General features: G+C 42.0%; 13 protein-coding genes. 4 read left to right on the top strand and 9 right to left on the bottom strand.

The annotated features are described in order from the left end of the window. Positions 1 to 552 precede the first annotated feature (552 nt). The 7 genes from NST58_RS10015 to NST58_RS09985 form a co-directional block, all read right to left on the bottom strand. Positions 553 to 1,554 carry an anti sigma factor C-terminal domain-containing protein gene (locus tag NST58_RS10015; RefSeq protein WP_076191104.1) on the bottom strand — a complete coding sequence of 334 codons (1,002 nt, stop codon included), beginning with the start codon at positions 1,552 to 1,554 and terminating at the stop codon, positions 553 to 555. Beyond that, positions 1,551 to 2,042 carry an RNA polymerase sigma factor gene (locus NST58_RS10010; RefSeq protein ID WP_036684055.1) on the bottom strand — a complete coding sequence of 164 codons (492 nt, stop codon included), beginning with the start codon at positions 2,040 to 2,042 and terminating at the stop codon, positions 1,551 to 1,553. The genes NST58_RS10015 and NST58_RS10010 overlap by 4 nt, the downstream gene beginning before the upstream one ends. A gap of 143 nt (positions 2,043 to 2,185) precedes the next feature. Continuing rightward, a complete protein-coding gene (locus NST58_RS10005) occupies positions 2,186 to 3,400 on the bottom strand; it encodes an S-layer homology domain-containing protein (RefSeq protein ID WP_339248759.1) in 1,215 nt (404 codons plus the stop codon). Between the two features lie 200 nt (positions 3,401 to 3,600). Next, on the bottom strand, positions 3,601 to 4,737 hold the full coding sequence (locus NST58_RS10000) for a hypothetical protein (protein ID WP_339247569.1): 1,137 nt from the start codon (positions 4,735 to 4,737) through the stop codon (positions 3,601 to 3,603). Positions 4,738 to 4,742: 5 nt separating this feature from the next. Beyond that, complete coding sequence (locus NST58_RS09995; protein WP_339247566.1) at positions 4,743 to 5,606, bottom strand: ABC transporter ATP-binding protein; 864 nt, start codon at positions 5,604 to 5,606, stop codon at positions 4,743 to 4,745. Further along, positions 5,596 to 6,420, bottom strand: a complete 825-nt coding sequence (locus NST58_RS09990) for a hypothetical protein (protein ID WP_076187116.1) — start codon at positions 6,418 to 6,420, stop codon at positions 5,596 to 5,598. The genes NST58_RS09995 and NST58_RS09990 overlap by 11 nt, the downstream gene beginning before the upstream one ends. Continuing rightward, positions 6,417 to 6,947 (bottom strand): RNA polymerase sigma factor, encoded by a 531-nt coding sequence (locus NST58_RS09985; protein WP_339247563.1) that lies wholly within the window; start codon positions 6,945 to 6,947, stop codon positions 6,417 to 6,419. The genes NST58_RS09990 and NST58_RS09985 overlap by 4 nt, the downstream gene beginning before the upstream one ends. A gap of 611 nt (positions 6,948 to 7,558) precedes the next feature. On the opposite strand from NST58_RS09985, the gene NST58_RS09980 reads away from it, so the two are divergent. The 3 genes from NST58_RS09980 to NST58_RS09970 all read left to right on the top strand — a co-directional run bounded on the left by NST58_RS09980 (position 7,559) and on the right by NST58_RS09970 (position 10,387). Next, on the top strand, positions 7,559 to 8,467 hold the full coding sequence (locus NST58_RS09980) for an ROK family protein (RefSeq protein ID WP_339248758.1): 909 nt from the start codon (positions 7,559 to 7,561) through the stop codon (positions 8,465 to 8,467). A gap of 36 nt (positions 8,468 to 8,503) precedes the next feature. Further along, complete coding sequence (locus NST58_RS09975) at positions 8,504 to 9,121, top strand: sugar O-acetyltransferase (protein ID WP_076124819.1); 618 nt, start codon at positions 8,504 to 8,506, stop codon at positions 9,119 to 9,121. A gap of 66 nt (positions 9,122 to 9,187) precedes the next feature. Next, complete coding sequence (locus NST58_RS09970) at positions 9,188 to 10,387, top strand: MFS transporter (RefSeq protein ID WP_076125131.1); 1,200 nt, start codon at positions 9,188 to 9,190, stop codon at positions 10,385 to 10,387. A 311-nt stretch (positions 10,388 to 10,698) separates the two neighbouring features. Here NST58_RS09970 and NST58_RS09965 read toward each other — a convergent pair whose 3' ends face one another. Next, entirely contained in the window at positions 10,699 to 11,451 is a 753-nt protein-coding gene (locus NST58_RS09965) for an HAD-IIB family hydrolase (RefSeq protein WP_339247559.1), read from the bottom strand. A gap of 80 nt (positions 11,452 to 11,531) precedes the next feature. Between NST58_RS09965 and NST58_RS09960 the strand changes: the two genes are divergently transcribed. After that, positions 11,532 to 12,221, top strand: coding sequence for a Crp/Fnr family transcriptional regulator (locus NST58_RS09960; RefSeq protein WP_339247557.1), 690 nt, complete (start codon positions 11,532 to 11,534; stop codon positions 12,219 to 12,221). A 16-nt stretch (positions 12,222 to 12,237) separates the two neighbouring features. Here NST58_RS09960 and NST58_RS09955 read toward each other — a convergent pair whose 3' ends face one another. Beyond that, the gene (locus NST58_RS09955; RefSeq protein WP_076191088.1) at positions 12,238 to 12,576 is read right to left on the bottom strand and encodes a hypothetical protein; all 339 of its coding nucleotides are present in this window, start codon (positions 12,574 to 12,576) and stop codon (positions 12,238 to 12,240) included. Between the last annotated feature and the right edge of the window lie 109 nt (positions 12,577 to 12,685).

Raw genomic sequence — 12,685 nt, 5'->3', positions numbered from 1 at the left:
TGTGCGGCGTGCGATGTGCGGTGTGCGGTGTGCGATGTGCGATGTGCGGTGTGCGATGTATGATGTACGCTTTAGTGTAATTGGGGAAATACTCCCTAAAAATAGCCGAAATTCGCTAAAAAAGAGCATAATGAGGGGATTTCTCCCTAAAAATCGAGGTGATTCCTTTATTTTTCACCAAATCAGGTAAATTACAGGGAGGTTTTCCCTAATTATAAGTTAGATGACCATATATCTAAGAATTATAGGGAGAAATCCCCTAATTATAGAGTCGGAAGCGTATTTGGACATCTGAAAACAATCGAAGATACCAGCGATTTCTGCGATCACGTCATACACAAATTACCACTTGAGGTCAGCAGGCTTTGCCTTGCCTTCAATCTATTACTGAAGCAGATCGCGGATAATCAAAAACGCAGAGCAGCGAAGATCCAATAGGAGGATGAATCGCTGCTCTTTCCCTTGCATTTTTGAAAATGAAGGAGAGATCGTCTCTTTTCGTAGAAAATCCACATATAGAATAACCCCTCCAGCATTTTTTACTATATTGATCTAATATTTATCCACAATCACGCCGAGAACTGCCGTATTTACATAGGGTTTTCCTTTGAGGCTTTGCAGCTCTTTCGCAGTTCCAGTAACGACAACTCCCAATAGCTGTACATCACTGGCGTCCGGCGCCGCTTTATCCTTTTTCAAGTAATTCGAGATTCGCTCAAACTCTCCGTAATGCTTGCCCTTCATCTGAAGCCCATAGGTTAAGGATTGTAAAAAATCCTCTGGTTTCGGCTTAAATAACCCTTCCCATTCCCCACCGTAGCCATATACTTGTCTAGCAGATTCCGGTAAGGCATATTTATTCGGGCTGCTGTCATTCCTAATAAACTCAAGGTTCTTTTTATTGTCATACGTATCTACCCAATACCAAGTCTGTGACAAACCCGCCGGCAGCATCTTCTCTACCTCTACCTGAGTGTAGCTTTTATCAAAAGAAACAGCCATTTCTACGAGCTTGCCAGGTTCCATTTGTTCGAGTGAAGGCAGGTCATTCAGCACTTTTTCGTTATAATTCACTCCAGGCACATAAAACATCATTTCCCGCTGACCATTTTGACTGTTATATCCTCGGTAGTATTCATAATTTTGCTGTGTCATTACCGGGTCAGGAACATTTATACTAGAGTATCCCCTATTAAGCAGAGAAAACCGGCTGCCCATATCGAAATACAGTTTTTTAGTATCCCATACGATGGGCACACCCTCAACAACTTTGTAAGTGCTCAGTTCAACTTTACCCGATAGAAAACCTAAATCAAGCTCAGTTCTCAACTCCTGAAGGTTAGGACTGCTAATCTTCATCATGATCCTCTCTTCATCCAAACCACGCATCGCCAACCAGCTTGTCAGATGGGCGTTACCCAGCATCCCGCCGAATAATACTAGAACCGTCACCACTAGAGAAATGATTGTGTTTCGAATCATTGTTTTTCGTTTTGCCTTCTTAATTACTTTTGAAAGGTTCTGATCATCCTTTTGTTCCCATGGAGCTGTCATTCCGCTTCACCTCTATACTTTTTTTGAAATTGCTTGCGGGCACGAAACAATGCCGATTTCACTGTATCTGTCGTAATTCCCAGAAGCTCAGCTATCTCCTGATAGGACAGCTCCAGCTCATACTTCATAATAATGAGTTGTTTATGGAGCGGTAGAAGCTCATCCAACACTCTTTCGATGTCTTCCCGTTTCTCTTTTAACAGCACATGATCCTCTGGCAATTCCATATCCGGCACATCTACATAGTCAATAGGAATGACTATCCGCTTGCGGCGGCGGCACAGATCATAGTAGCGATTGATCGCTACTTTATATAACCATGCACTGAATTTGTTCTCATCAATGGAATCAATATACAAAAGAGCCTTATACACCGTATCCTGTACGATATCTTCAGCGTCGGCTGCAGGTGCCCCGAGACGAATCAAGTATTTTTGAATTTCTAACATTTTAGGTTGAAGTATCTGATGTAGCTGCCCGGGCTTCATCCTGCACCTCCCTTCGTATGTATAACGATAAAGTTCTCGGAATGTTAGCTTATGAGGTGAAAAAAATTATAAAACAAAAGACGGCTGCCTCAGAAAGACATGCCGTCACATTTTAAAGAATGAATAAGGTTCCAGTACAATTCCTATATATCCGTAGGATTCATTGCCTGCTGAGCTGTAGAAATGAGTATGGTTTGAACTTTCAGAGATTGTTTGTCAATAATGAAGCCTATATAGAACCCACCCTCCATATTATCCATTTCAAAAGGTGACAATCGGGGCTCATACACTCCACCCTTGTTCTCAAACCAGTAACTCACTATAATCCCGTATTCGTTATCCACTGCAACGTATGTACCGTATGCCTTTAGCACATCTTCCAATGTACTTATCCCAGGTCGAATATTGTTCAATGTACCTATGTGGATTGGATCAATGCGCTCATTATCTTTGTCTATTTTCCAAGCGTTCAGCCGACCTTCGGTATCATAATGTACAGATACTTCTTTATACATTTCATTATTGAATACATCTTGACCTGTTGAATCCCCGTAATGTTCCTCTATTAACATTCTTGAACTCCCAAAATCTATAAAAAGATTACGCCCACTATCCGCTATTCCGAAATCACGATCAGTTACAGGAACCGCTATAAAATCCTTCAAGCCTGTACCCTGTTCCGGTAATGACGGTAATAGACTCCGATCCGATCGTTCTTCTGGACGAGAAATTACAGTATATATTCCCTTAAGCTTGAGCATTCTCATCCATTGTATAGCCTCTGCTCTTGTAAGCGGGAGATTTCCTTTGAAACCTACTAGCGTTGGCTCTCCGGGAAGTGGAAGTAGAGAGTTACCCAGCAAATAAACCACGGAATCCGTGTCGTTGTAATTCATCCCTAGACCAGATACAACTAACCTTGCGGCGGCCATTCTGGTGATTGGAGCCGATCTTGCCACTGGATATTGTAGTCCAGTAACTGGATGATTCCACCACTTAGCCATTCTATACGGTGCTGCTGTCCATTCTTCGCCTATGCTAGTAGCCTTTGGATAGCCGAAAGAAAGATAAAATAATTTCAAAAATTCTGCTTCCGTAATCGGCTGATCCGGTCGAAAGCTCCCATCATCATAACCAACCATCAATTGGTTGCCCAACGCCCAGCGCACCCAAGGCTCGGACCAGTGACCTTGAATGTCAGTGAACAGTGAATATGCCGGATCCTCCTCACCGTCCTCTTCCACTTCTTCATATGTCCCTGTATTCTCGTACGTTGTCGTGTCAGCATGAACTCTATAACTCACGTTGCCGCATGTTACAATTGTCCCTGAGATAAGACCTAGTACCAATAGCTTCATTATCTTCAATTTAATAATCCCTTTCGTTCTTATCGGTAAGGGGTTCCTGCTCTCTTTGTCAGGTTTATCGTGATTAACCCTTTATCTTAACTATCGGGTAAAAAGTCTGATTCGTAAATATACTGCTCTCCTTTTTCACAAGAAAAGCCAAAAAAGATCGCTCCCCTTCATAGTGGGAACGATCTTAACCTACCTACTACTTAGACCTTTAATCGACGTTCGAAAGCTTTGGGGATAAGCATTATAGCAATTATACCTATAATTATCACCGAAAGGATTGACAAGGGTAGATGTAATATAGGGATGCCAAAAATGTTATAGGATACATATTTTTCGATTAAGGATCTGCTAACCATTACACCTGACGGCAAAAAAGAGATTATTTTGCCCAACATTCCAGGCAAAGAGAAAAGGGGAAGAATAACTAAGAATGCTGCCAGTCCAAGACTGCTTAAGCTACTCCGACACAAAGCGGATATCAGCGCTGTCAATAACAAAAGACCACATGCAGCCAGCAAGGTTACAGCATATTTCACGGCAAATCCCTGCAGCTGGGTTAAGGCATATGGAGTCTCATCAAAATAAAAGTAACTATTCAGCGGGGCATTCCAACCCACGAAGCCGAACGGTAAACAGGCCAGCAATGTGCAAATCCCGTAAAAAAGAGTAACCCAGCTAAACGTAACTATAAATCCAGCTAATAGTTTTGCCGCAACAATCTTCAACCTTCCGTATTTACTAGATAGAATAAGTGCATCCATTCTATAGTTTTCCTCGCCGGAGAACAGGGAGGCCAGTGCAAATACTAGAATAAGACCGATCAAAAGATCCCCGACGCCAGGCGAGCTCGAAAAAAATATATGTAATAAGTCCCAGTCCTCAGTTACATAAAACCCCCGTGGTTTTCCCTCCTCCAGCATGGAGAGCTTTTTAGTAACATCTCTTAGCGCATAAGATCCTGGTTCTTGCCTCTCCATTAAAACCTTCTGCTCTCTCAGCTCTGTTAAATTTTTGTTGAATTGATCTATCATATAAGCTGTACCAGCATAGTGTTGCTCCAGAATTCGTTTCATCTTCTCCTCTTTGGGCCAAGCGCTGTCTTCAGCATATTCTTCTTTGAGTCTAGGTGCGTATTTCAAAGCTAAATCTGGTTGAATCGGTCCTAGATGAGCGGCGATAGCTTCAGGCTTTTCCTTGTTTACAACCAATAGACTATCCGTACCGGATGGGTAGAAACTAACAAAACAAAAAATGGCTAATGCAATACTTCCAGCTATAGAAATCCAGACTCTGGGAATCATAATTTTACGTAATTCAAACATCACCAGACGTTTCATGTGTGTCATCCCCTCCGAAAATAATGCATATATACATCTTCTAATGAAGGATTCACCATCAGTGCATTCTCAACTGGCAAAGTCTTGCTGACTACCCGAACCACTAGTCCAGTATCTGTCTGCTGCACATTCACTACAGTTCCATTCTCTTCGATTTGAGCCAGCAACCGCCCGGGGACATGTGCCTCCCAAACCTCTCCTTGCAATTCATTGATCAACTCCTTAATTGTTCCTTGACGAAGTAACTCTCCTCGCCCCATCAGTAGCACCTGTTTAGCTATATGATCAACATCAGAAACGATATGAGTAGACAAAATAACGATGCGCTCATTTGATATTTCAGAAATTAAATTTCGAAATCTTACGCGTTCCGAGGGGTCAAGTCCTGCTGTGGGCTCATCCAGAATGAGGATGCCCGGATTATTAAGCAATGCTTGAGCGATACCGAGTCTACGTTTCATCCCGCCGGAATACTTACCACATTTTTTATCCATTTCTCCGGATAGATTAACCATTTGAGCAAGAACCTCTATACGATCACTCGCCTCCTTCTTGGTCAACCCCTTTAGGGCAGCAACATAATACAAGAAATCGCGAGCTGAAAAATGATTGTACATCCCCAGTTCCTGCGGTAAATAACCTATCTGAGCCCGGTACTGATCCCCCATATCATCCTTGTTTTGTCCATCTAAAAGTACATTTCCACGAGTCGGATACAGAATATCTGCAACAATACGCATCAATGTCGTTTTTCCTGTTCCGTTAGGTCCTAGAAGACCATACACACCAGGTGACATAGAAAGGTTGATCGTATTTAAAATTCGCTTTTTGCCGAAATCATGTACAATATTACATAGTTTAAGCTCCAATCAGAAACCCTCCCCTGCTCAATATTCTGGATTGAAACCTCATGGCTAGGCTAAATACCACTGCCGACAGAACGCCCAGTCCCATTAACCAAAATAACTCGACCGACATCGTCCATCTCACTGCAAATTCTCCGGAAAATAAAATCATCCAAAAGAGAGGCAACATGAAGAGTACGGTCGTTAATTGTCTAAAATTACGTATCAGCGTGGATAATACTAACGCTACCGCCGCATTGTTTAGGATCGGGATGCACCATAGCAGGGTCATACGCAGCATAAACTCCGTTCCCCCTACCGGGGTTACCATAGCAGTTACACTAACGTTAATCAGTAGTGAGATCACCCCTGCCATAAGGAACCGAGCTTGCACATACCGATGCAACGGAATTCTAAAACTACGTGCGAGTTCTCCCATTCCACAGAGCGTATTCCGAGCCGTATGAGAGACGACCACCAGTAAAGGAATACAACCCACGATGGACAGAATGAACATAGGGCTAACAATCTCCATAACACTCAGCACCAAATATCCTACTACAAACAAGATCACACCAAGCACAACCTCTTTCCACCATCCCTGTGAAAAAAGAATCCTCAGCTGTTGCCGTGCAAATAGAGGAACGGGTGGTACTGGCGCAGGTAAAGCCCGCTTGGATTTTCTCCACCTGCTCATGGCTTCTTCTGCAAAACCGTCAAGGCGTGGCGGTTCAGGAATGCACCTGATATAATTCACGATCTCCTCTACAGACTCTGCTGTCATCTCATCCTGTAAATTCAGATTGAGGTAATCTTGATGGTTACGTTTAACCCTCATTTTCCTGCTCCTTTCTTTAGGGGTTGGGATATGTCCTCTTGCTTGGAATAGCTTAGTAAATCACGTAATTTAATCAGCGATCGGCTTACCCTTGACTTCACAGTAGATTCAGGTTCATCAGTTACGGCAGCTATTTCTGTAAACGTAAATTCATATTTATACCTTAACAAGAGCGCATCCCTCTGTTCCTCTGGCAGTGAGTAAATCGCGGCGTATACCTGCTTAACCTCTTCACGAAGTAATATTCCTTCAAGAAAATCTCCTTCGACTGTGATTTCATCAGATAAGCTTTGATTCAACTCTGCTTGCCGAGCACCTTTGCTGCGAAAATAGTCAATGCAGACATTTCGCGCGATCGCCATCAACCAAGCTCGGAAACTCCCCTGTTTATTTTGATAGCTGTCAAGCTTGGCCCATGCTTTTTCATACACTGTCTGTGCAAGATCCCAGGCCAATTCGTCATTATGTATTTTCCATCTGATGAATCGATAAATATCACTATAGGTATGCCGAATTAATAATTCCACCGCTGCCTCATTGCCCTGCTGCGCTTCTGTGACCCATTTGTCCTCCCCGATTTAATTCCCCTCCAATCTACCAATCTACCAATCTACTAAATATAACGAAATCGCCTACGAAGTAGACGCATCACATTAAAAAGACCAACCAGAAGGTTCTGGCTGGCCGAATATAAATTTTCCCTAGATTATGTCCCCGGTTCAAATTGTGAGTGAACATTTTTAGCTTGTATCTTAGTGAATTATATAACATTAATTCTATTAATTTCCATAGTGTACACTCTTTACAAGTGGTCTTTTTGTGAAAATCTTCGTAAATGGTGAACCTCCTCTTGACCTTACCTTTAATTAGACACCGCAGGTTGATTGAAAGCCACATGTTCGTTCAAAAAAATCCATAATAAAAAACTGTCGATTGCTAGACAATTATATAGAGCCAAGTTATAGTATTGATAATACTTTTAATAACCATTTTCAAAAGTCTAGAGGTGAATAAAATAAACCAAATCGCAAACAATTCTATTCGTGTTAAAAAGATAAATCAGGAGCTTATCAAGCAGGCCTTGAAATCGATGAAGGAAGGAACCAAATCCACGATTGCAAGTGCCACCGGATTAAGTATTGCTACCTGCGGAAATATCCTGAATGAACTTCTCGAGACTGGTGAAGTCATTGAGACTGAACTGGAGGCTTCAAATGGAGGCCGACCGGCCAGACGATTTATATATAACGCTGATTTTTCCTATATTGCATGTATCTATGCCAAAATTGAGGATGGCCAGAAATCCATAACCTATGCGGTGACCAATTCAGTTGGTGATCGTGTGGATCATGGATGGATGGAATTAGAGTACATAGATACTGCAGCCATCGACCATCTGCTGGATACGCTTATCCAACAATATAACAACATCAAGGCAGTAGGGATTGGGATTCCCGGCCTTGCTCACCAAGGTGTCATTAATATCTGTGACATTAAAGAGTTAATTAATGCTCCCTTAGAATCACTACTCAGAGAAAAATACGAGCTTGAAGTCACGATTGAAAATGATATGAATCTGACCGTTTACGGGTTCTATAAACAGCAGGATTATGAAGAGGATAAAACCATTGTCGTGGTAACCTTTATCAAAGGAGCTTTTCCAGGCGCCGGGATTATGATCGACGGGCATATCCACAAAGGTAATACCAGATTTGCTGGTGAAGTCTCTTTTTTACCGTTTGGAATCTCGCGTGAACAGCAATTGAGTAGCTTGGACCACACGGATACCTTCATCCCTTTGGCGGCTCACACTATATCGTCCCTGATTGCAATTATTAATCCAGAGACCATAGCTCTCACAGGAGAGCAAGTCAAACAAGAGAATGTACGGCCGATTTATCAACGTTGTCTGGAAGTGATTCCAGAGGAGCATATGCCTCACTTAATTGTGCTGGATCAACCTGATGATCATTACATGAACGGATTAATTGCGATCACACTGGAAAGCTTAACCTATTCGTTGCAGCTGGTTGAGAAGCGCCGGTAAACATAAAACTAACATATACTTCAGGAGGAACTACAAATGGCAACAAACAAAGAAAACATGATTGCAGGAAAGCTATATATGGCAGGCGGTAAAGAATTAGCAAAGGATAACAAAAGATCCAGAATGCTCACTCGTTTATTTAACAATACGACGGAAGAACAAGGTGAATATAGAGTAGAACTACTCAAGCAATTATTTGAGTCTACAGGAGAGTCATTATATGTTGAACCTCCTTTCCGTTGTGATTACGGCAGTAATATTACCGTTGGCAATAACTTCTACGCTAATTTTGACTGCATTATCCTTGATGTAGCTAAAGTAACGATTGGTAACAATGTTCTCTTTGGACCTAGAGTAGGTGTATATACTGCTGGTCACCCCATAGATGCGGACGTGCGTATTAGTATGCTTGAATTCGGTACACCGATTACCATAGGAAACAACGTGTGGGTTGGTGGAAACGCAGTAATTAATCCTGGGGTAAAAATCGGCAACAATGTAATCATCGGTGCAGGTTCAGTCGTGACTAAGGATATCCCTGACAATGTAATTGCGGTGGGTAACCCATGCAAGGTATTAAGAGCAATCACCGACGACGATAAGCAACACTGGGAAAAACTTAAAGAAGAGTATTACAGAGACATTGAGCAATAAAGTAACCCGTTCTGGGAGGATCTCAATTTGAAAAAGCGCTTCGGGGGATTTAACAAGATTTACGCCATGCAGTTGGCAACCATCTTTTTAGGATTTATAGTGTTTGGCATATCGGAAAATATTAAAGGACCTGCCATTCCGCGAATCCAATTCGACTTTAATCTGGACGAGAAACAGCTCGGCACCCTTTTATCCCTAAATGCATTAGGTTATTTGATCGCCTGCTCCTTTACAGCTGTATTGGTTCGGAAGTGGGGGATCAAGGCTGTCAGTATTATTGCTTTTGCATCCATGATATTCTCAGGAGTGTTAATCTATATCTCCCACAGCTATCCCTTCTTCTCAGCTTCTTATTTCCTGATGTACATCGGAAACGGAATGCTCGAGATTGGTCTTGCCATTTTGGGAGCACGCATCTTCGTAAAAAATACCGGGACGATGATGAACTTATCCCATTTTTTCTACGGATTTAGTTCAACCTTAGCTCCACTGCTGGCAACAGGACTCATGTCGGTAAGTATATTTGGCCATCCACTCGACTGGCGCGGAATGTATCTGATTATGCTAAGCTTATCTTTACTGCCTATTCTATCTGCCTTGCGCAGTACATTTCCGGGTGATGATCTTCCGCAAGAGGACCGGATCTCTTTAAAAACGTTGGTCCGCGATCCCGCTTTATGGCTGATGGTGCTTATTCTTTCTTTCGGTGTAGTGTCAGAGCTTGCAGTAGGTGGATGGCTAGTGAATTTTTTGGAAAAAGCATACTTGTGGGATACAGTTACAGCTTCTGGTATGTTGTCCACCTTTTTTCTCTGCTTCTCGCTAGCAAGGCTCCTGCTGGGGCCGGTTACAGATAAGATTGGTTTCAATCTATCGCTTATTATCTTTTCAGCCTTCTCTGCCTTATGTACGTTTGCTGCTATTTTAGGTGGGGAACAGCTCGCGTTTCTATTCGCAGCAGCAGGCATAGGTATCGCTATGATTTATCCGACCGTTATGGCGTTTATCGCAAAAAGGTATCCGCATGGCAGTGACACTGCCATCACCTTTACAGTTACACTAATGGGAGTCGGTAGCGTGATTGGCAACTATGCCATAGGTGCAGTGATCGAAGGTGTAAAGAGGCTTTACGGAGCAGAAACACAAACTGGCTTGCTACGTGGTCTTCAAGCTGGGTATGGTTTTATCGGCTTATGTGCAGCTATATGCGCGATATCCGGTTGTGTTTTATATCGTTATTTAAATCACCGCCAAGAACTTATCTAGAATAGTTATCACACTTATTTCTGCTCATCCATGCAAAAAACCTGCTGATTTTATGGCAGGTTTTTTGTTGCAAATAGCGACCAACCTCCTACCATCGGACTCAAATGACCTTATTGGCTTCGAAATAGACAGAAATGAGGTTATTCGAACCCCCGAGTCGTTATTGAGTTGTTTTTGTGCAAAAACCGCTGTCTTCTGACTAGATAACGCCTCCTGAGTCCGAACACTCCGCCTAATGAAGCTAAATCCTGAAATAGCGACTATACAGTCCACAACAATGACCTCTGAGCTGGTGATCACCATCCCAACAATTATCGCAGACCTCGCACCAGCTCCATTATTTTTCTAACAATCTGCTCTTCACCGCTACTAACCTTTTCCGTTGCAACTTCTCCCAAGGTTATATGATCGCCAACACAAACCGAATGTGCGGAATGTCTAAACATTTCTATATCATTAGCATCGTTACCAAAAGCAATAAATTGCTGCGGTTCTATGCCTAATCTCTTTAGTCCTGTCCATTTGTTCACACCTTGTGGACTTATATCCATAATATCTTCTTGTCCATGCTGGTAGATCACAATCGGCAGATTTTGCAGCTTATGTATAAGTTGTTCCCCGTTCAGACTGCTCAAAATAACTACCTTCACAATCTCATCCAGCTCTGATGGAGTTACATTTTTGGCGCGTTGTTCTGGATCTACATTTCTCCGGATGGGATGGTTCGCAGAACCCGAATATGCATAGTCCCAATGACTATCAATCAAATAAGTTGCATCAAATTCTTCAATCAAATTCAGGATGTTATCCGCAGTCTGTGGGTCAAAATGTATCGTCGAAATAACCTCTCCACCCTTTGCAATAAACGCGCCATTCCCGCCAACCATAGAAAAATGATGCATACGAGCAGGCAACACAGGCAATAAATCACGAATAGGCCGGGCTGACGCAAAAATAACCTCATGTCCTTTTTCAATTAGAGAATCCAAGGCTTGTACAATAAATTCACTCAAAGGTTTGCCGTTAAAACAAATCGTCCCATCTAAATCAAAAATAAATTTCACAGTTAATAACCTCCCCTTTTTCTCTATATTAACGAGTTCAGATATAATGGAAAGGACCGATGTCCAAAAAGGAGTAAACGATGAAATCTATTCACGATCCAAATCTGATATCACATTACATTACACAATTTAATCTAGACCAAGTATTCACAACGTCAACACATGCTTTAATCCAGTTACTTGTCTATGAGCAGGATGAAATCATTTTGCGTGAGGGGGATGAGCTGGACGGAATTTATTTTCAAGTGGAGGGGCGTACCAAGGTTTCTTCTAGTGTGGGGACGGGAAAATCCTTGTTATTACGTTTCTGCTCACCCTTGTCATTATTCGGGGATATTGAATACGTGCAGGAAGTTGTGATCCAATCCCAAGTTGAAGCGGTACAACAAACCAGCCTCTTATTTATCCCGAAACAAAAGGTTGAGTCTGACCTAATGGATAACCACAGGTTTAAAGACTTGTTGCTGAAACATCTCTCCTACAAGCTTCTAACCTGCACATCCGCATCCCGAACGAACTTGCTGGGCTCTGTAGAAGAAAGGTTTGCAAGTTATTTATTGACCATTCAACTCCAACGTGAGTTTGGAAAAGAAATTCAGACACCCTATATCCCAGATATAGCTTCGTTAATTGGGACTACTCCCCGCCATTTAAACCGTGTCATTCAGCGGCTCACCGACATGGAAATTTTAAATAAAGTTAAGCAAGAAATTGTTGTACTCGACTGGGAGCGTCTGGATGAATTATCTAACGGAATAAGATTTGAATAGCCTAAAAACCCCTCATTTAATTGAGGATAAAATGATCGATGTCATCATAACGGATATCGATCTTTTCTCCGTTTCTTTTGACAAGATTTATATACAGAGGAGCTGCATCAACACTTCCCCCACCCACCAGCACATGGTAGTTTTCATTAATTTCATATTTACGGATGTACAAGCCTGAACCGACATCTTCAAAGGGATAACCTTCAAAATCCTTCCACGACAACGCCTCGCCTTGCTGAGCTAGATCTCGTATTTCATCCATGGATAATATCGCAGCTTTTTTATCATTACATGCTGAAAGTATAATCGTCAAAGCAAACAATAACAGCATTATCAATTTACGCTTACTTCTCATTCATAAACCTCCAAACTCTATAATTTGTTATTTATAGGAAAATATAAGGTAATAATAACATAGCTTAGACTAAATGTTAAAAAGGAGTAAAGCCTTTTAGGGGTGCTTT

This window comes from Paenibacillus sp. FSL R10-2796 (assembly GCF_037965315.1).
GTDB classification, from domain to species: Bacteria; Bacillota; Bacilli; order Paenibacillales; family Paenibacillaceae; genus Paenibacillus_AQ; species Paenibacillus_AQ odorifer.
The sequence above is the reverse complement of the archived record's forward strand: the minus strand, read 5'-3'. Positions and strand labels throughout refer to the sequence as shown.

Bases quoted from the DNA above. Each gene is read 5' to 3' on its own strand.
- NST58_RS09955 (WP_076191088.1), bottom strand. From the start codon at position 12,576: ATGAGAAGTAAGCGTAAATTGATAATGCTGTTATTGTTTGCTTTGACG.
- NST58_RS09990 (WP_076187116.1), bottom strand. From the start codon at position 6,420: ATGAGGGTTAAACGTAACCATCAAGATTACCTCAATCTGAATTTACAG.
- NST58_RS09960 (WP_339247557.1), top strand. From the start codon at position 11,532: ATGAAATCTATTCACGATCCAAATCTGATATCACATTACATTACACAA.
- NST58_RS10000 (WP_339247569.1), bottom strand. From the start codon at position 4,737: ATGAAACGTCTGGTGATGTTTGAATTACGTAAAATTATGATTCCCAGA.
- NST58_RS10005 (WP_339248759.1), bottom strand. From the start codon at position 3,400: ATGAAGCTATTGGTACTAGGTCTTATCTCAGGGACAATTGTAACATGC.
- NST58_RS09970 (WP_076125131.1), top strand. From the start codon at position 9,188: ATGCAGTTGGCAACCATCTTTTTAGGATTTATAGTGTTTGGCATATCG.
- NST58_RS10010 (WP_036684055.1), bottom strand. From the start codon at position 2,042: ATGAAGCCCGGGCAGCTACATCAGATACTTCAACCTAAAATGTTAGAA.
- NST58_RS10015 (WP_076191104.1), bottom strand. From the start codon at position 1,554: ATGACAGCTCCATGGGAACAAAAGGATGATCAGAACCTTTCAAAAGTA.
- NST58_RS09975 (WP_076124819.1), top strand. From the start codon at position 8,504: ATGGCAACAAACAAAGAAAACATGATTGCAGGAAAGCTATATATGGCA.